Source organism: Flavobacterium sp. JLP (assembly GCF_015350755.1).
Classification (GTDB): Bacteria; Bacteroidota; Bacteroidia; order Flavobacteriales; family Flavobacteriaceae; genus Flavobacterium.
The window spans coordinates 270,363-287,892 of sequence record NZ_JADKPS010000006.1 but is presented as its reverse complement, the minus strand read 5'-3'; the positions used below and the strand labels follow the sequence as shown (position 1 = coordinate 287,892).

Sequence of the window (17,530 nt, the reverse complement as noted above, 5' to 3'; positions counted from 1 at the left end):
GTTTTGCGATACTTATTTGAAATAAATTGGCTTTGCTAAAAATAATACTCAAAAACCCGTAATGAGAATCAAACAATACCGTACTCATTTTATAAAAGAATTATCGCCTTTTTACGATGCGTATGAAGCGGAGAGTTTTTTCTATTTAATTTTAGAAGACAAGCACAAGCTGCGACAAATTGATTTGGCTTTAAATCATGAGCTGAATTTTTCGGAAAGCGATTTTGTGGTTTGGAATTCCTTGTTAAATCAATTAAAAAAGGAAGTGCCGATTCAATATCTATTGGGAAAAACCAATTTTTATGGTTTAGATTTTGAAGTAAATGAGCATGTTTTGATTCCAAGACCAGAAACGGAAGAATTAGTCGAATGGATTATCAATGAAAATAAAAAAATTGATGAATCTAAAAAGATAAAAATTCTTGATATCGGAACCGGAAGTGGCTGTATTGCAATTTCATTGGCTAAAAACTTGCCAAATGCAGAAGTGTATGCTATTGATGTTTCGAAAAAAGCGATAGAAACGGCCAAAAGAAATGCTGTAAATAATAATGTAGAAGTAACTTTTATTTTTCAGGACATTTTAATAACTGACGAACTAAAATGTCAATTTGATGTGATTGTTTCAAATCCGCCATATGTACGCAATTTAGAAAAAGAAGAAATCAAAAAGAATGTGCTGGATTATGAACCCCATTTGGCACTTTTTGTAGAAGATAATGATGCTTTGGTTTTTTATAAAAAGATTGCATCGCTGGCTCAAAATAATCTTTTAGAAAACGGACAATTGTATTTTGAAATCAATCAATATTTAGGAAAAGAAATGATTGATTTATTGGGAAAAATGGATTTTATAAATATTGATCTTCGAAAAGATATTTACGATAACGACCGCATGATTTCCTGCAAGGTTTCCAGAACTTAGTAGTTAGAGTTTACAGTCTCAGTTTACATTCTCAGTAAGAATTGTAAACTGAGGACTGTAAACTAGAAAAAAAAAACTATTCGTAACGCAATGCCTCAATAGGGTCTAATTGCGAAGCTTTTATTGCCGGATATAATCCTGACACAATCGCAACAGCAAAACTGGTAGCGAAAGCAGCAAAAATAGCGGTCCACGGAATGACGAATGCAAAACTCATTGCTGTTGCAATTGCAAAACCAAGAAGTATTCCCAATACAATTCCAACCAAACCTCCAATTTGTCCAATTAATAAAGTTTCGATAAAAAACTGAACTGAAATTGTAATTTTTGTTGCGCCTAATGCTTTTCTAACGCCAATTTCTCGAGTGCGTTCTGTAACCGAAACAATCATAATGTTCATCAAGGCAATCGACGATCCTAAAATTGTAATGATGCTGATAATCCAGGAAGCCCAGCCTAAATATTGCGTGATTCCGAGAATACGATTAATTAAATCATCGCTTCGGCCAATTCCAAAATTATTATCACGAACCGGATTCAATTTACGAACTCTTCTCATTGTGCTGGTCGCGTTATCAATCGCAGGATCTAAAAGTTCTTTTTTAGAAACCATGACACTCATTGTGTAATTGATATTTGGAGCAGTAAATAAAGAACGCGCTACCTGAATCGGAATTAAAACACGTAAATCCTGACTGTGTCCAAAAGTGGAACCTTTTTCTTTTAAAACGCCAATAACCTTAAAACGTGCTCCGCGAATTGAAATGATTTTGTCAATCGGATTCACATCTTTCAATAAACCTTTTTCGAAATCAGAACCTACAATACAAGAATACGTATTATTATCAATATCAAATTGATTGAACGAACGGCCCAAAGTAGTTTCTAAACCTGAGTTCGAGATAAAATGTTCATCGACTCCCACAATCGTAATTTCAGGATCTGTTTTTTTATCTCCATATTTTACTTCTGCTGTTGAAGTTGCTGTAAAAGACAGCGAAGTTTCGGTAAAAGGATATTTGTATTTATTTTTAAAAGCAACAGCTTCTGGGTAAGAAATGATCGGATTTATAATTTCACGCTCATTTCCACCGCGATTTTTAAGATTGTTTTCGTATTGATTTATGTTGAAAGTATTTGCTCCCATAGAAGCAAAATTGGTCGAAACGGTATTTTCGAGCGCAGTTACAACGGTAAGAATACCAACCAAAGCGGTAATTCCGATAGCGATAATTAAAACGGTAAGAATGGTTCGCAATAATTGTGTTTTGATAGAACCAAAAGCAATTCGGATATTTTCTTTAAATAATTTTAGCATCATGACCAATTTGTCACGAAAATACGTTTTTTGTTACAAGTTTGTTTTCGAACTGCCAATATTTATTTTAAAAAATAAGATATTTGCACTCGATTAGAATTTAAGAGAAATCTAAAATTTGAAAAATTCCTATAATCTTAAGATCATTAAATTTAAGATTTCAAGTAAAAAAGCAATCTAAGAATCTAAAGATCCAAAAAACTAATAATCTAAAAAAAATGGCTTCAAAACCAAGCATACCACAAGGAACAAGAGATTTTTCGCCTGCAGAGGTGTCAAAACGTCAATATATTATTCAGACCATAAAAAATAATTTTGAGAAATTTGGTTTTCAGCCGATTGAAACTCCTTCGTTTGAAAATTCAGATACCTTAATGGGGAAATATGGAGAAGAAGGCGATCGTTTGATTTTTAAAATATTGAATTCAGGTAATTTCTTTTTTAATAAAAACAAAATTGAACTGCCGGAGTCTATAGAATCGCTGCAAGTTAATTCTGCTGAAACTATTGATTTGAATCAAAGAATTGAATTGAATAAGTTCACTGGAAAAATTTCAGAAAAAGCATTGCGTTATGATCTAACAGTTCCGTTTGCAAGATACGTGGTACAGCACCAGAATGAAATTGAATTTCCGTTTAAAAGATATCAGATTCAACCGGTTTGGAGAGCAGACAGGCCACAAAGAGGGCGTTACAGAGAATTTTATCAATGTGATGCCGATGTTGTGGGATCAAAATCATTGTGGCAGGAAGTAGAACTGGTACAATTATATGACACTGTTTTTACTTCTTTAGGTTTAGAAGGTGTTACCATCAAAATAAATAATAGAAAAATATTATCTGGAATTGCTGAAGTTATTGGGGCTTCAGATAAATTAATCGATTTTACGGTTGCTTTAGATAAACTAGATAAAATTGGTGAAGACGGAGTTAAAAAAGAAATGATCGAAAAAGGTATTTCAGAAGAAGCTTTGGTAAAAGTTCAGCCACTTTTTAGTTTTAATGGAACTTTTGCAGCTAAAATTAGTCAGCTTTCAAATTTATTGGCTTCATCAGAAGAGGGTATGAAAGGAGTTGAAGAACTTAAATTTATTTGCGACAATGTGGCGGCTTTAGGTTTGTCAACTGCAACTTTAGATCTGGATGTAACTTTAGCGCGTGGCTTAAATTACTACACAGGAGCTATTTTTGAAGTAGCGGCACCAAAAACAGTTTCAATGGGTTCTATTGGAGGCGGTGGAAGATACGACGATTTGACGGGTATTTTTGGTTTGAAAAATATGAGCGGTGTCGGGATTTCTTTTGGTCTAGATCGTATTTATCTGGTTTTAGAAGAATTGCAGTTGTTTCCGGAAACCGTTGCAGCGACTTCAAAAGCTATATTTGTTAATTACGGAGATAAGGAAGCTTTATACGCTTCTCAAGCTATCCAGAAATTGAGAAAAGAAAATATAAAAGTAGAGCTTTATCCAGATAACGTAAAAGTGGGTAAACAATTTCAATATGCAGATAAACGTTTGATTCCGTTTGCCGTAATTGCCGGTGATCAGGAAATTGCTTCAAATTCCTATTCGCTTAAAAATTTAGTTTCAGGCGAACAAGTTTCTGTGGATTTCGAAGGGTTGAAAAATGCTTTGTTGGCATAATTTGTGGTAAATGGTTTTGCCACAGATTAAAAGAATTGTTTAGATTTTTTTTTAAGCGGATTTTGCAGATTCGACCAGATTTAATTTAATTGTTTTATAAAATAAATCTGCGTAAATCTTTTTAAATCTGGATGAAATAAAAAATTATACCTTAACTGTTTGAAGCAAAGGTTTTTCCTTTGTATCGCGCGGATTTAAAGAGTTTTCTTTTTAAATCTCTGCTTGAAATAGTTGCTGGAAAAGAAAAAAAACTTTTAATTTGCCGACCTTAAGTTACGGGCGTAGTTCAAGGGTAGAATAGCGGTCTCCAAAACCGTTGATGGGGGTTCGAATCCCTCCGCCCGTGCAACTTTTTTACCATAAAGAACGCAAAGATTTTATAAGAATTCTTTTAAAAAGCATAAAGTTCGCAAAGCTAAATAAATATAAGCTTTGCGAATTTTTTTCATAAAAGCTTAAGAGTAAAATAACTTAGCGTTCTTTGCGGTAAAATTTTTGAAAAAGCATAAAAAAAAGCTTCGCCTATTTCAGACGAAGCTTTTTTTAATATAAGGTAAACTTGAATTAATAATTATTTATAAAGCCGAGGCTAACCCTTAAATTCAATTTTGATAGGTAATAATATAGTTTCCAATTGGAATCCAAATATACTACAAACTAAAACGTAATAGTCTTAAAATTATACTAAATTTTTTTAGGTAAATTTGGCTTTTTAAAAGGCTCAGTTTTAATAAAGTGACAATTTGACATTTTATAAAATTTGGCAGTACTTTTGCAATCCAACAGAAAGAATAAAAAATGAAGTTTAAGAATATTTTTAAAAATAAAAGTAATATGACTACGGAAAATACAGAGTTCGATCAGGAATTAGATGATGTAACGTTAGAGAACAATGCCAACGGTGAGCAGTTAATTGTTGAAGAATTAAGTGTTGAAGAGCAATTAGCTCAAGACTTGGCAAAAGAAAAAGATAAGTTTTTGAGATTATTTGCCGAATTTGAAAATTACAAAAAAAGAACTTCAAAAGAGCGAATGGATTTATTTAAAACTGCAAATCAAGAAGTTTTGTTAGCAATGCTTCCTGTTTTGGATGATTTTGATAGAGCCGCTGTAGAAATCAACAAATCTGAGGATGAAAATTTGAAAAAAGGAGTTGAGTTGATTCACGAAAAATTGAAAAGCACTTTGGTTTCTAAAGGTTTAGAGCAAGTTGAAGTAAGAGCAGGTGATGCTTTTAATGCTGATTTTGCTGAGGCAATTACCCAAATTCCAGCACCGTCTGATAAATTAAAAGGGAAAATTGTTGATGTTATTGAAAAAGGATACAAATTAGGAGACAAAATTATTCGTTTCCCTAAAGTGGTTATCGGAAACTAAAAACTAAAATTAGATTCTGAATATCAATTTTTTAAGAATTGGATTTTGGAATTTATCCCGTTACTATAGGGATTGGAATTTAACCTAAATTATGAAAAAAGATTTTTACGAAATACTAGGCATTTCAAAAAATGCTGACGCTGCCGAAATTAAAAAAGCTTACAGAAAAAGTGCTTTGAAATATCACCCGGATAAAAATCCAGGCGACAAAGAGGCAGAAGAAAACTTCAAACTTGCTGCTGAGGCTTACGAAGTTTTAAGCGATCCTAACAAAAAAGCAAAATACGATCAATACGGTCATCAAGCATTTGATGGTTCTGGCGGATTTGGCGGAGGTCATGGAGGTATGAATATGGATGACATTTTCAGCCAGTTTGGTGATATTTTTGGTGGAGGATTTGGCGGTTTCGGTGGAGGCGGAGGCGGTCCACGTCGCGCTAAAGGAAGCAATCTTCGAATTAAAGTAAAATTGACTTTAGAAGAAATTGCAAATGGTGTTGAGAAAAAAGTAAAAGTTAAACGTAAAGTTCAGGCTAAAGGTGTTACCTATAAAACTTGTTCGACTTGTAACGGTCAAGGTCAGGTAATGCGTGTAACTAACACGATTTTAGGAAGAATGCAATCTGCATCTACTTGTCCTACTTGTGGTGGTTCTGGTCAGATTTTAGATAAAAGACCTTCTGAAGCAGATGCTCAAGGAATGGTTTTAGAAGACGAAACAGTTTCTATCAAAATTCCAGCGGGTGTTGTTGACGGTATGCAGCTGAAAGTTTCGAACAAAGGAAACGATGCTCCAGGAAACAGCGTTCCAGGTGATTTGATTGTAGCTATTGAAGAATTAGAACACGAATTCTTGAAACGTGAAGGCGAAAATATTCACTTTGATTTATACATCAGTTTCCCAGAAGCAGTTTTAGGAGTTTCTAAAGATATTGAAGCAATCAACGGAAAAGTTCGTATTAAACTTGAAGAAGGAATTCAATCTGGAAAAATCTTAAGATTAAAAGGAAAAGGAATTCCAAGTATTAACGGTTATGGAAGCGGAGATTTGCTAGTTCATGTAAATGTTTGGACACCAAAAACGTTGAATAAAGAGCAAAAACAATTTTTTGAAAATGCTTTAAACGACGAACATTTTATTCCAAACCCTGAAAAATCAGAAAAATCATTTTTTGAGAAAGTAAAAGATATGTTTTCATAAAACTTTTTTTTAAAATGTCAAAATAAATTAAAACCCATTCTAATGCAAATTTAGAATGGGTTTTTTGTGTAATTATACCAAGATTCGCTATGAATTATTTACTTTTACACACGCAAGGCCATTAAGGCAATACTGACGCAGAAAATCTAAAAAATCGCATGAGCAACTTACTCGAAGTACATAAAGTCGTAAAACAATACGGTGATTATGTAGCGCTTAACGAAGTTTCATTGAATGTGCCAAAAGGCAGTATTTATGGACTATTAGGTCCTAATGGAGCTGGAAAAACTTCCCTTATCCGAATTATAAATCAGATTACATTGCCCGATAGCGGTGAAGTAATTTTAGATGGAGAAAGATTACAGCCAAAGCATGTGCAGACCATTGGTTATCTTCCTGAAGAAAGAGGTTTGTATACCTCTATGAAAGTAGGTGAACAATGTCTTTATTTGGCACAAATGAAAGGGCTTTCTAAAGCGGAAGCAAAAGTGCAGTTGGAATACTGGTTTGACCGTTTGGGAATTCAAGGCTGGTGGAACAAGAAAATTCAAGAACTTTCTAAAGGAATGGCGCAAAAAATTCAGTTTGTAGTTTGTGTATTGCATAAACCTAAATTGCTGATTTTTGATGAGCCTTTTTCTGGTTTTGACCCAGTTAATGCAAATGTGATTAAAGATGAAATTTTGGCATTGAAAGAACAAGGCGCAACAATTATTTTTTCGACGCACAGAATGGAAAGTGTTGAAGAACTTTGCGATCATATTGCTTTGATTCATAAATCGAATAAATTAATCGAAGGGAAAGTGAGCGATGTAAAACGTCAATTCAAAACCAATAGTTTTGAAGTTGGAATCTTGACAAGTAATGTTGAAGGCCTGATGTATGACATCACTCAAAAATTCACTGTGTCGCCAGCGAATTTTAAATCCTTAAATGATGATTTGAAATTGGATATTCAGATAGGAAATGCTACGCCAAACGAATTGCTTCATCTTTTAACACAAAGAGGTCAAGTAACACATTTCGTAGAAAAAATCCCGAGTGTAAACGATATTTTTATTCAAACTGTAACGGAATAGATCTTGAGATCGTTAGACTTCTTAGATTTTCAGACTAAGTCTTGGAATCAAAAAAATCTAACAATCTAAGAAATCTAACAATCTAACTAATCTAAAAAATGAGTATAATTTCATTAATTATAAAAAGAGAATTCATAGCAAAAGTTCGCAATAAATCTTTTGTTGTTATGACTTTTTTGAGTCCGCTTTTGTTTGTGGCAATTGCCGGATTTATTGGATATTTGAGTTCGATGAAAGCCGAAACCAAACGAATTGCAATTCACGATGAAACCGGTTTGTTTGCAGATGATTTTGTAAAACAGAATAAAAAAGACGGCGAATTTAAATATTTAAATCTGTCTGAAATTGATATAAAGGCCTTAAAAGACAGCATTGTCAAAGAAGATTTTAATGGCTTGATTGTTATTCCAAAAACAGAAAATTTAAAAGATTTAGAAAATAAAATCGAGTTTGTTTCGAATAATAGTCCAAGTATTTCTTTTGTAGAAAAAACACAGTACGTTATTGCTGAGAAAATCACAAAATTAAATCTTGAACAAGCAAAGCTAGATACGTTGGCGATTCAAAAAGCGCAGGCTAATGTTAATATTCATTTGTCAAAAGCTTCTGGAGAAGAAAGTTTAAAAGGTTTAAATGAAATAAAAATCGGAATTGGCGGCGCGTTTGGTTATCTCATTATGATGTTTATTATCATTTACGGAAATATGGTAATGCGAAGTGTTATCGAAGAAAAGACAAACAGAATTATAGAAATTATTATTTCATCTGTAAAACCATTTCAATTAATGATTGGTAAGATCGTAGGAACTTCACTTGCGGGCTTATTACAATTTATGATCTGGGCGATAATTGGTTTGGGATTAATGTTTGCCGCTTCGGCATTTTTTGGAGTAAATGTAGGGCCGACAGCTAAAATTCCGCCAGAATTAATGCAAACAGCACAACATGAAGTTGCAGGAAAAGCACAAATGTATATCAGTGAATTATGGAATTTGCCAATCGCTAGTATTATAATTGGTTTTGTAGTTTATTTTGTAGGCGGTTACTTTTTGTACAGTTCATTTTATGCTGCAATTGGAGCTGCTGTTGACAACCAGACTGATTCACAGCAATTTCTTTTGCCAATTATTATGCCTTTAATTCTAAGTGTTTATATTGGTTTTTTTACAGTAGTAAATGATCCGCACGGAACTGTTGCTGTTGTATTTTCGATGATTCCGCTCACCTCGCCAATTGTAATGCTAATGCGAATTCCGTTTGGAGTGCCGTGGTGGCAAATTGCGATTTCGGTATCATTATTGTTTTCTACCTTTTTCCTAGTCGTTTGGTTCGCGGCAAAAATTTACCGCGTAGGTATTTTAATGTACGGCAAAAAACCAACATGGAAAGAATTGTATAGATGGCTGAAATATTAACTCTTTAAAGTTGAAGATTCATAGAGGCAAAGGTTCAAAGGTTTTTTTGAATTTGAGTTTTTGTAACTTATAAATAAACAACTTTAAGAATTATACTAGGCTTGAAAAAAAGATATAACTAATAAAAGGTTGAAAGGAATTAATAGCGACAAAGATTAAAATTTTGTACCTCTGAACCTTTGCAACTTTGAACCTTAAAAAAAAGAATGAGTAAAATCCTAATTATAGAAGACGAAGCATCGATCAGAAGAGTTTTGGTAAAGATTTTATCAGAAGAAAATGATGCATATCAGGTTGATGAAGCGGAAGATGGTGTTGCGGGACTTGAGAAGATAAAAAACAACGATTACGATTTGGTTTTGTGCGATATCAAAATGCCAAAAATGGACGGTGTTGAGGTTTTAGAAGAAGTAAAAAAAATAAAACCTGAAATTCCGATGGTTATGATTTCAGGTCATGGCGATATGGAAACGGCGATTCATACGATGCGATTAGGTGCTTTTGATTACATTTCGAAACCGCCAGATTTAAATCGTTTATTGAATACAGTTCGTAATGCTTTAGATAAAAAACAACTTGTAGTTGAAAATAAAATTCTGAAGAAAAAAGTCAGTAAAAATTACGAAATGGTAGGCGATAGCGACGCAATTAATCATATTAAAGTGATGATTGATAAGGTTGCTCAAACAGAAGCAAGAGTTTTAATTACTGGTCCAAACGGAACCGGAAAAGAATTAGTTGCGCATCAATTGCATGAAAAAAGCGAGCGTGCTAATTTTCCTTTAATTGAAGTAAACTGTGCGGCGATTCCGAGTGAATTGATCGAAAGTGAATTGTTTGGTCATGTAAAGGGCGCTTTTACATCGGCGGTTAAAGATCGTGCCGGAAAGTTTGAAGCGGCTGACAAAGGAACTATTTTCTTAGATGAAATTGGAGATATGAGTCTTTCGGCCCAAGCTAAAGTTCTGCGTGCATTGCAAGAAAGCATGATTACCAGAGTTGGAGCAGAAAAAGATATTAAAGTTGATGTTCGTGTTGTCGCTGCAACCAACAAAGATTTAAAAACAGAAATTGCCGAAGGTCGTTTCCGTGAAGATTTATACCATCGTTTGGCTGTAATTTTAATCAAAGTACCGCCATTGAATGAAAGACGAGATGATATTCCAGCTTTGATAAGGCACTTTGCAGAAAAAATTGCTTCTGAACAAGGAAATGTTGTCAAAGTATTTTCACAGCCAGCCATAAAATTATTGCAGGAATACGATTGGACAGGAAATATTCGTGAACTTAGAAATGTAGTCGAAAGATTAATTATTTTGGGAGGAACAGAGATTTCTGAAACCGATGTTAAAATGTTCGCAAGCAAGTAGACAATGCTTCACGAAATAGGCTTTAAGCTTTTAGGCTTTAGGCTAATAAAATTAAAAATAATTTTTGCTTACGGCTTACGGCCTACAGCATAAAGCATTAAAAAAATGAAATTAAAAAAAATAAACGAAAAATTACAAGATGCATTAATTGAAAACGGTTTGACGGAAGCAAATGTATTGCAGATGGAAACTTTTTCGACAATTAAAAGTGGTGCAGATTGTATTATTCTTTCTCCAGCAGGAAGCGGAAAATCGACAACGATCGTAGTAAATGTGATTCAGCAATTGTCTGGACATACAGAAGAGTCGCCTCGCGCATTGATTTTTGTTGAAGACAAAGCTAAAGTTTTAGAAATGGTCGAACTTTTTGAGAAGTACGGCAAATTTTCTAATCTAGAAGTTTATGGCGTTCATGACAAAGGCGATATGGATTATGATAAAAACTACATTTCAACCGGAGTTGATGTTTTAATCGGAACGCCAAATAAATTGAGTGATATGTTTACAACAGCCGGTTACAATGTAAACCGTTTAAAAATGTTCATTTTAGACGATGCAGATCCGATCTTAAAATTGCGCCATGAAACTAAAATCATGCGTATTTCAAACAGTATTACAAAAACACAGCGTATTATTTTTGCTGAAACATTGACAGAACGTATCGAAATTTTGGCAGATAAAATGTTATTAGAGCCTTATATATTTGATATGGATGAAGAAGGAGAAGAGGAATTGGATGAAGAAGAAGACGGAATTGAAGAGGAAGAATAATAAATTGAAGGGGAAGAATAATAATAAGTATATATAAATATAATGTCATGGGATTAATGAAGGTATTTTCAGGAAGTGAAGTTTTAGCAATTGCTTTGAAACAAAGATTGGAAGAAGCAGGAGTTGAAACTACTAAAAAAGATAATATTCAATCGGCTCGTTTGGGTGGTTTTGGACAAACAGATTTAGCTGTAGAAGTATTCATTCAAGAAACAGATTTTGCAAAAGCAAATCCCGTTATTGAAGAGTTTAGAATGAGTATTTAATGATAGTAAAATAGTCGCAGTTATCAGTCACAGTTTTTAGTAATGGACTGAAAACTATGACTGAGACTGAAAATTATAAAAGAGAATGCAATATAAAATGTTAGTGCTCGACATGGATGATACCTTGTTGACAGACGATCATAAAATTTCAGATTTAAATAAAAAAGTACTTCTTGAAGCTCAGGCTAAAGGTGTTTATGTAGTTTTGGCTTCTGGCCGGCCAACATCTGCAATGACAGCCTTTGCTAAAGAATTAGAATTAGACTTAAACGATTCGTATATCATTTCGTTTAACGGTGCTGTGATCAGTACTGTCAAAGATGATTTAATTTTATTTGAGCAATGCTTAACTACAGAACAAATTCATGAATTATATGATTATAGCGTAAAAATGAATACGCATATTATCACTTATATTGATGGAGAAATTGTAAGCGAAACTGATTCTGAATATATTGAAATCGAAAAAGAAATTACAGGATTACCGCATAATAAAGTTTCCGATTTTAAGGCAGCAGTTACGAAACCAGCTATAAAATGTATTTTATTGGCTGAGCCTTCTTATTTAAAAGAAGTCGAAAAAGATTTAAAATTGGCAATGCCCCACTTGAGTATTGCAATGTCTAAACCTTTCTTTCTGGAAGCTGCGCAAAACGGAATCGATAAAGCGGCGAGTTTAAAGCAATTAGCAGATCGATTAGGAATTCATCAAAGTGAAATTATCGCTGTAGGAAACGCAGGAAACGATTTAACAATGATCGAATATGCTGGTTTAGGAGTTTGGGTTGACAACGTAACACCTGAATTACGAGACAAGGCAGATTTAATCGTAGCTTCTAATAATGATGATGGCGTTGCAGAAGTTGTACAACGCTATATTCTTAATTAATTATCGATGAAAAATCCAATCGAAACCGAGCGTCTTATTTTAAGAGAAATACTTCTATCTGATGCTGATGGAATGTTCGAATTGGATTCTAACCCAAATGTCCATTTATTTGTTGGCAACAAACCTATAAAACATATTGAAGAAAGTATTCTTCAAATTGAGAATATTCAAAAGCAGTATAAAAAATTTGGGATGGGCCGTTGGGCTGTAATTCTAAAAGAAACGAACGAATTTTTAGGCTGGTCTGGAATCAAATTTAGCACAGATAAAATAAACAATCACCAAAATTTCTACGAAATAGGATATCGTTTTATTGAAAAACATTGGGGAAAAGGATATGCTACAGAAGCTGGAAAAGCTTTTGTTGATTATGCTTTTAATGAAATGAAAGTAGATGCGATTTACGCTTACGCAGATGCAGGAAATGAGAATTCAAGAAGAATTTTAGAAAAGCTGGGATTACATTTTGTAAATTCTTTTGAATATGACGAAGAATTAGAAGTATGGTATGAAATGAAAAACCCAAACGCATAATTCTCCCTAAGAAATGCGTCCCAAATCTTAATAAACTTAGTAGATAAGTTTGCAAAGATTTGGAAAACAGCTCGTAGTAATACTATTTAAAGTATTTATATTATTTTTTAGCTACAGAAACAAAATATTTATTTCCGTCACCCATTGTCAGCTTTACACGTTCGTCACAAAGATCGATTGCGAAATTAGCACTTTCGTAACAGCTGCAAGTAGTGTTTTTGTCTTTAGACATTTCAGTTTTGCAGTTGTTATTTTTAAAAGTTGCTAATTGAGGTGTGTATAAACTTACCAAATCAGTAGAAGCAGTTACTAATGAAATAATACTTGCAGAATTATTACTAGTAATTCTATAAACAATTCTATCAGTATAATTTACTTCATTTACAGTTACTTTGCGAATATAAGTATAGGCAGTTGAACCTTCGCCTGGCTCTTTTACTTCAAACTTAAACCCAACAGCACGAATAGCAATATCAAATTGAGATTGAGAATTTAAGCTCGCCCAATTTGTCAAAGTACTAATCGATGGAAATGGATTCGTAGCCGGAGCACTAGTTTGCGCTTGCGAACTGAAAACGGTTAAGAACATCAAGCAGATCGTGGGTAAAAATGCTTTCATATAGAGTTTTAATTTATAATTTTTGCCTACTCTTTCTGGTTTTCGGCCTGCCCATTTTTTATAACAACAAAGCAACAACATAACGATTAAAAAACAAAATTGTTATGTGTAAATTGTTATTAAAATAATTTACAATTTTTGGAAGAGTGAATGTACTTCTAAAAACTTTACTAAACAAAAGTAAATGTAAGAAAATTTGAATTTAATCCTTAAAAAAATGTATTTAATCGATATTATTTGCTTTTAATCGATTATTTTGTCATTTTATTCTTATTGAATTTCATCTTTCTTTTTTGATCCTCAATTTATATTAATAATGCTGTTTTGTTTAAAATATTGTTTTAATTAATCTTTTGAAATATATGTTTAATGCAAAATGTTGATATATAGTATATTATTGATTTTATTTTAAAGAATATTGTACGTAAATTTGCAAACTCTTTAAAAGAGATGTAAATATAATATCTTACTACTTAAAACGTAGTTTATTCCTATGGAAAATAGAAAAAAAGTTGCTTTTTATACGCTTGGTTGCAAACTGAATTTTTCAGAGACTTCTACAATCGCTCGAAACTTTAATGATGAAGGTTTTGACCGTGTCGATTTTGAGGAAGTTGCAGACATTTATGTCATCAATACTTGTTCTGTTACAGAGAATGCTGATAAGCAGTTTAAGCAAGTTGTAAAAAAGGCAATGAAACTTAATGATAAGGCTTTTGTCGCAGCAGTTGGTTGTTACGCGCAGCTAAAGCCAGAAGAATTAGCGGCTGTTGATGGTGTTGATTTGGTTTTAGGAGCTACCGAAAAATTTAAAATTACCGATTATATTCATGATTTGAGCAAAAATGATATGGGTGAAGTTCATTCATGCGAAATTGCCGAAGCCGATTTTTACGTAGGAAGTTATTCTATTGGAGATCGTACTCGTGCTTTTTTGAAAGTTCAGGACGGCTGTGATTATAAATGTACCTATTGTACAATTCCGCTAGCAAGAGGAATTTCAAGAAGTGATGCTCTAGAAAATGTATTGCAGAATGCAAAAGAAATTTCAGCTCAAAACATCAAAGAGATTGTTTTAACCGGAGTAAATATTGGCGATTACGGAAAAGGAGAATTCGGAAATAAAAAACACGAACATACATTTTTAGAACTGGTTCAAGCTTTAGATGAGGTTGAAGGAATCGAGCGTTTGCGAATTTCATCTATCGAGCCAAATTTATTAAAAAACGAAACTATTGAGTTCGTTTCTAAAAGCCGCACTTTTGTGCCGCATTTTCATATTCCGCTGCAATCCGGAAGCAATGATATTTTAAAATTAATGAAGCGCCGTTATTTGCGCGAAGTATATACAGAACGCGTAAACAAAATTCGCGAAGTTATGCCGCACGCTTGCATAGGAGTTGATGTAATTGTTGGTTTTCCTGGTGAAACAGATGAGCACTTTTTAGAAACCTATCACTTCTTGAATGAAATGGATATTTCATACTTGCACGTATTTACTTATTCTGAAAGAGATAATACAGAAGCTGCAAATATGCCTGGTGTGGTTCCCGCAAATGTGAGAGCAAAACGAAGCAAAATGTTGCGCGGTTTGTCTGTAAAGAAACGTCGTGCTTTCTATGAAAGTCAATTAGGAACGAACAGAACCGTTTTATTCGAAAGTGAAAATAAAGAAGGTTATATTCATGGTTTTACTGAAAATTACGTAAAAGTAAAAACACCGTGGAATCCAGAATTGATAAATACTTTACAAGAAATTAATTTGACTAAAATTGATGAAGACGGAAGTGTTCGTCTGGAGTTTATAAACAAATTAGCAGAAGCTTAAATCATATAGTTTTTCTTTTTGGAAAAGAAAACTAACAATAAGCAACATTAATTGGCTGAGTTTGGTCGAAATGAAAAAATAAAAAAGCCCTTGATAAAAGGGCTTTTTACTTTATTAAAAATTATTTATCATCTTCAGGAATCACCAATTTCAAAGAATTAATATAATCCGTATCAAATTCAATCACCCTTATTTTTTCTGGATTAAAACTTAATTCTCCTCCAAACTGACCTTTTGTATCTAAAAAATCGATTGTCAATTCTTCATCAGTCAATTCAAGCAATTTCCCTAAATAAGCAGATTTTGCAGATTTTTTCGCAATCTGAAAAATACCATATTTATTCGTTAAGAAATTTACGATAGATGCTAGATCTCGAATCGGGATAATATCTTCGGCATTTGTTTTTAATCCTTTTAATCGAATTACTTTTTCAGTAAATGCCAAATCTTGATCTCTGTGAACTGCTTCTATATTTTTATTTCTCAGAATCACAAAACCATCCAAAATATAATCAACAGGATTATTTCTAAGTAAAATCCAGTCATCAGAATAATCAATAAGGAATCCTGTAAAAATTTCTTTTTTATCAGTGAATTCTATGGCAATTAATTGTCTTAAATATTGTTCCATTATTTTAGTTTTTTTTAGAAATTCCAAAACCAAAAAATTTTAAATTCCAATGCTGGTTGAAATTTAAATTTGATTTTAGGATTTGTTAGAACTTTGTCAAAGTTTAAAATTTTCAAAGTTTAGGAAATTTCAATTGGAATTTGGAATTTAAAGATTGAGATTTATTCTTTAAGGATTTGTAGACCAAATACTGCTGTTCTTTATAAAAACTCTGCGGTTTAATTTAAGCTGTGCAATAATCAATTCGGCTACGTCTTCAGACTGCATCACTTTCTCCGGATTTCCATCGGTTAATTTTAAATCGATTGCCAAATCAGTTGCAACAGTGCTGGGTGTTAAAGCTGTAACACGAATATTGTGTTTTCTCATTTCCTGCATCAGAGAATCTGTTAAGCCTAAAACAGCAAATTTAGATGCGCTGTAAGCACTGGTAACGGCATTTCCGTTTAATCCGGCTGTTGAAGAAATATTGATAATGTCACCAGTTTGTCTTTCGATCATGTTTGGAATAACGGCGCGCGTAGTATAATACGTTCCCATTAAATTAACTTGAATAATTCTCTCCCATTCGCTTGGTTCCAATTCTAGAAATTTTCCAAAAGCACCAATCCCCGCATTATTGATTAAAATGTCAATCGTCTTAAATTCGGCTAAAGCTTTTTCAACAGCGCTATTTATAGAGTTGATATCCGAAACGTCAGCAGATAAAGCTAAAGATTTTACTCCCAATTTATTAGTTTCAGCCGCTACTTGCTCTACATCGGCTTGGGTTCTTGCAACTAAAATTACGTTTACGCCTTCTTTGGCTAATGCAATTGCAATTGCTTTTCCTATTCCTTTTCCGGCTCCCGTAATTAGTGCATTTTTATTTTTTAATTCTGACATGATTGTGTTTTTAGAAATGCAGAAAGCATCATTTTAGTTACACAAAAATACTGTTTTTGCTTCCTAAAATGATGCTTTTAGCTGTTTTCTTAATCTAAGTTTAACAACTTATTTATTCTTTCAAAACCATATCGATACACATAACAGCGGCCAAAATTAATTGTCTAAGCGGACTGTCCTGCGGTACAGTTTCTTCAATTTTCAGTACATAATTATCTGCGCTGGTAAAAAACTCTCTGCCCATTCCTGCCCATTTTTTGCTTACTTGCGCAAGCTGTTTATTTTCATGCGAAAATTTAAAATCCCATCCTGTCCATTTTCCTTGAAGTGTTGCGGCAGGTTTTTCATTTTTATCTAAAATATCAAACTTGCCTCCAATAGAAAAGAACTTTTGTTTGAAGGTTCCTACCAAATGATCATTTTCATCAAAAACTTCAACTGTAGAACGGAAAATTGCAACGCCACGTTTTACAGAAATTAGTTTCTCTCCAGAAGCAGTTGTAATTTCAATATCAAAAGGTGTTGCTCTTTTATAATCTGTAAAACGAAGCATTTTGGTAAAAAAGCCAAGATTGTTTTCTCTGCAGTTCATTATAATCTCATTGCTTTCAGGATTATAAATGTCATAATTATTAGCGGCTTTAAACATTCCAATGTGTTCTTTTACAAGAAATATATTCTGATTTAAAATTGGGTTCATGAAATTTGGTTTGAATTGATTTGTAAATAAATTAAAAGGACTCCTAATGAATGAATTTCAATAGGAGTCCAAATGT

Annotated in this window: 17 protein-coding genes and 1 tRNA gene; 13 read left to right on the top strand and 5 right to left on the bottom strand. The window is 33.0% G+C overall.

Annotation, left to right across the window (positions count from 1 at the left end; all coding sequences use genetic code 11):
* Positions 1-61 precede the first annotated feature (61 nt).
* Entirely contained in the window at positions 62-925 is an 864-nt protein-coding gene (gene prmC, locus IRZ83_RS15585; protein ID WP_029272661.1) for a peptide chain release factor N(5)-glutamine methyltransferase, read from the top strand.
* Positions 926-1,001: 76 nt separating this feature from the next.
* Here the strand turns inward: prmC and IRZ83_RS15580 are convergent, their stop codons facing one another.
* Positions 1,002-2,246 (bottom strand): ABC transporter permease, encoded by a 1,245-nt coding sequence (locus tag IRZ83_RS15580; RefSeq protein WP_035667237.1) that lies wholly within the window; start codon positions 2,244-2,246, stop codon positions 1,002-1,004.
* Between the two features lie 215 nt (positions 2,247-2,461).
* Between IRZ83_RS15580 and hisS the strand changes: the two genes are divergently transcribed.
* From hisS to IRZ83_RS15525, 11 genes are all read left to right on the top strand, one after another.
* Positions 2,462-3,889: a histidine--tRNA ligase gene (gene hisS, locus IRZ83_RS15575; RefSeq protein ID WP_029272663.1), complete on the top strand. Its 1,428-nt coding sequence runs from the start codon at positions 2,462-2,464 to the stop codon at positions 3,887-3,889.
* Positions 3,890-4,164: 275 nt separating this feature from the next.
* Positions 4,165-4,235: transfer RNA gene (locus IRZ83_RS15570), tRNA-Trp, on the top strand.
* A gap of 452 nt (positions 4,236-4,687) precedes the next feature.
* On the top strand, positions 4,688-5,266 hold the full coding sequence (locus tag IRZ83_RS15565; RefSeq protein WP_029272664.1) for a nucleotide exchange factor GrpE: 579 nt from the start codon (positions 4,688-4,690) through the stop codon (positions 5,264-5,266).
* Positions 5,267-5,357: 91 nt separating this feature from the next.
* A complete protein-coding gene (dnaJ, locus tag IRZ83_RS15560; protein ID WP_029272665.1) occupies positions 5,358-6,467 on the top strand; it encodes a molecular chaperone DnaJ in 1,110 nt (369 codons plus the stop codon).
* Positions 6,468-6,625: 158 nt separating this feature from the next.
* Entirely contained in the window at positions 6,626-7,546 is a 921-nt protein-coding gene (locus IRZ83_RS15555; protein ID WP_029272666.1) for an ABC transporter ATP-binding protein, read from the top strand.
* A gap of 98 nt (positions 7,547-7,644) precedes the next feature.
* The gene (locus IRZ83_RS15550; RefSeq protein ID WP_194570116.1) at positions 7,645-8,961 is read left to right on the top strand and encodes an ABC transporter permease; all 1,317 of its coding nucleotides are present in this window, start codon (positions 7,645-7,647) and stop codon (positions 8,959-8,961) included.
* Positions 8,962-9,167: 206 nt separating this feature from the next.
* Positions 9,168-10,331, top strand: coding sequence for a sigma-54-dependent transcriptional regulator (locus tag IRZ83_RS15545; protein WP_029272668.1), 1,164 nt, complete (start codon positions 9,168-9,170; stop codon positions 10,329-10,331).
* Between the two features lie 105 nt (positions 10,332-10,436).
* Positions 10,437-11,102, top strand: coding sequence for a DEAD/DEAH box helicase (locus IRZ83_RS15540; protein ID WP_029272669.1), 666 nt, complete (start codon positions 10,437-10,439; stop codon positions 11,100-11,102).
* A 47-nt stretch (positions 11,103-11,149) separates the two neighbouring features.
* Positions 11,150-11,368: a putative signal transducing protein gene (locus IRZ83_RS15535; RefSeq protein WP_029272670.1), complete on the top strand. Its 219-nt coding sequence runs from the start codon at positions 11,150-11,152 to the stop codon at positions 11,366-11,368.
* An 85-nt stretch (positions 11,369-11,453) separates the two neighbouring features.
* On the top strand, positions 11,454-12,257 hold the full coding sequence (locus tag IRZ83_RS15530) for a Cof-type HAD-IIB family hydrolase (RefSeq protein ID WP_194570114.1): 804 nt from the start codon (positions 11,454-11,456) through the stop codon (positions 12,255-12,257).
* A 6-nt stretch (positions 12,258-12,263) separates the two neighbouring features.
* Complete coding sequence (locus IRZ83_RS15525) at positions 12,264-12,791, top strand: GNAT family N-acetyltransferase (RefSeq protein WP_194570112.1); 528 nt, start codon at positions 12,264-12,266, stop codon at positions 12,789-12,791.
* Positions 12,792-12,891: 100 nt separating this feature from the next.
* Here the strand turns inward: IRZ83_RS15525 and IRZ83_RS15520 are convergent, their stop codons facing one another.
* Positions 12,892-13,410 (bottom strand): hypothetical protein, encoded by a 519-nt coding sequence (locus IRZ83_RS15520; protein WP_029272673.1) that lies wholly within the window; start codon positions 13,408-13,410, stop codon positions 12,892-12,894.
* A 493-nt stretch (positions 13,411-13,903) separates the two neighbouring features.
* Between IRZ83_RS15520 and mtaB the strand changes: the two genes are divergently transcribed.
* Entirely contained in the window at positions 13,904-15,238 is a 1,335-nt protein-coding gene (mtaB, locus tag IRZ83_RS15515; protein WP_194570110.1) for a tRNA (N(6)-L-threonylcarbamoyladenosine(37)-C(2))-methylthiotransferase MtaB, read from the top strand.
* Between the two features lie 121 nt (positions 15,239-15,359).
* Here mtaB and IRZ83_RS15510 read toward each other — a convergent pair whose 3' ends face one another.
* The 3 genes from IRZ83_RS15510 to IRZ83_RS15500 form a co-directional block, all read right to left on the bottom strand.
* Positions 15,360-15,869: a hypothetical protein gene (locus tag IRZ83_RS15510; RefSeq protein ID WP_194570108.1), complete on the bottom strand. Its 510-nt coding sequence runs from the start codon at positions 15,867-15,869 to the stop codon at positions 15,360-15,362.
* Between the two features lie 168 nt (positions 15,870-16,037).
* Positions 16,038-16,754 (bottom strand): 3-ketoacyl-ACP reductase, encoded by a 717-nt coding sequence (locus IRZ83_RS15505; protein WP_194570106.1) that lies wholly within the window; start codon positions 16,752-16,754, stop codon positions 16,038-16,040.
* A 112-nt stretch (positions 16,755-16,866) separates the two neighbouring features.
* Positions 16,867-17,454: an LURP-one-related/scramblase family protein gene (locus IRZ83_RS15500; RefSeq protein WP_194570104.1), complete on the bottom strand. Its 588-nt coding sequence runs from the start codon at positions 17,452-17,454 to the stop codon at positions 16,867-16,869.
* Between the last annotated feature and the right edge of the window lie 76 nt (positions 17,455-17,530).

Excerpts from the sequence above, each read along its gene's own strand:
- prmC (WP_029272661.1), top strand. The coding sequence starts at position 62 with ATGAGAATCAAACAATACCGTACTCATTTTATAAAAGAATTATCGCCT.
- IRZ83_RS15580 (WP_035667237.1), bottom strand. The coding sequence starts at position 2,246 with ATGATGCTAAAATTATTTAAAGAAAATATCCGAATTGCTTTTGGTTCT.
- hisS (WP_029272663.1), top strand. The coding sequence starts at position 2,462 with ATGGCTTCAAAACCAAGCATACCACAAGGAACAAGAGATTTTTCGCCT.
- IRZ83_RS15565 (WP_029272664.1), top strand. The coding sequence starts at position 4,688 with ATGAAGTTTAAGAATATTTTTAAAAATAAAAGTAATATGACTACGGAA.
- dnaJ (WP_029272665.1), top strand. The coding sequence starts at position 5,358 with ATGAAAAAAGATTTTTACGAAATACTAGGCATTTCAAAAAATGCTGAC.
- IRZ83_RS15555 (WP_029272666.1), top strand. The coding sequence starts at position 6,626 with ATGAGCAACTTACTCGAAGTACATAAAGTCGTAAAACAATACGGTGAT.
- IRZ83_RS15550 (WP_194570116.1), top strand. The coding sequence starts at position 7,645 with ATGAGTATAATTTCATTAATTATAAAAAGAGAATTCATAGCAAAAGTT.
- IRZ83_RS15545 (WP_029272668.1), top strand. The coding sequence starts at position 9,168 with ATGAGTAAAATCCTAATTATAGAAGACGAAGCATCGATCAGAAGAGTT.
- IRZ83_RS15540 (WP_029272669.1), top strand. The coding sequence starts at position 10,437 with ATGAAATTAAAAAAAATAAACGAAAAATTACAAGATGCATTAATTGAA.
- IRZ83_RS15535 (WP_029272670.1), top strand. The coding sequence starts at position 11,150 with ATGGGATTAATGAAGGTATTTTCAGGAAGTGAAGTTTTAGCAATTGCT.
- IRZ83_RS15530 (WP_194570114.1), top strand. The coding sequence starts at position 11,454 with ATGCAATATAAAATGTTAGTGCTCGACATGGATGATACCTTGTTGACA.
- IRZ83_RS15525 (WP_194570112.1), top strand. The coding sequence starts at position 12,264 with ATGAAAAATCCAATCGAAACCGAGCGTCTTATTTTAAGAGAAATACTT.
- IRZ83_RS15520 (WP_029272673.1), bottom strand. The coding sequence starts at position 13,410 with ATGAAAGCATTTTTACCCACGATCTGCTTGATGTTCTTAACCGTTTTC.
- mtaB (WP_194570110.1), top strand. The coding sequence starts at position 13,904 with ATGGAAAATAGAAAAAAAGTTGCTTTTTATACGCTTGGTTGCAAACTG.
- IRZ83_RS15510 (WP_194570108.1), bottom strand. The coding sequence starts at position 15,869 with ATGGAACAATATTTAAGACAATTAATTGCCATAGAATTCACTGATAAA.
- IRZ83_RS15505 (WP_194570106.1), bottom strand. The coding sequence starts at position 16,754 with ATGTCAGAATTAAAAAATAAAAATGCACTAATTACGGGAGCCGGAAAA.
- IRZ83_RS15500 (WP_194570104.1), bottom strand. The coding sequence starts at position 17,454 with ATGAACCCAATTTTAAATCAGAATATATTTCTTGTAAAAGAACACATT.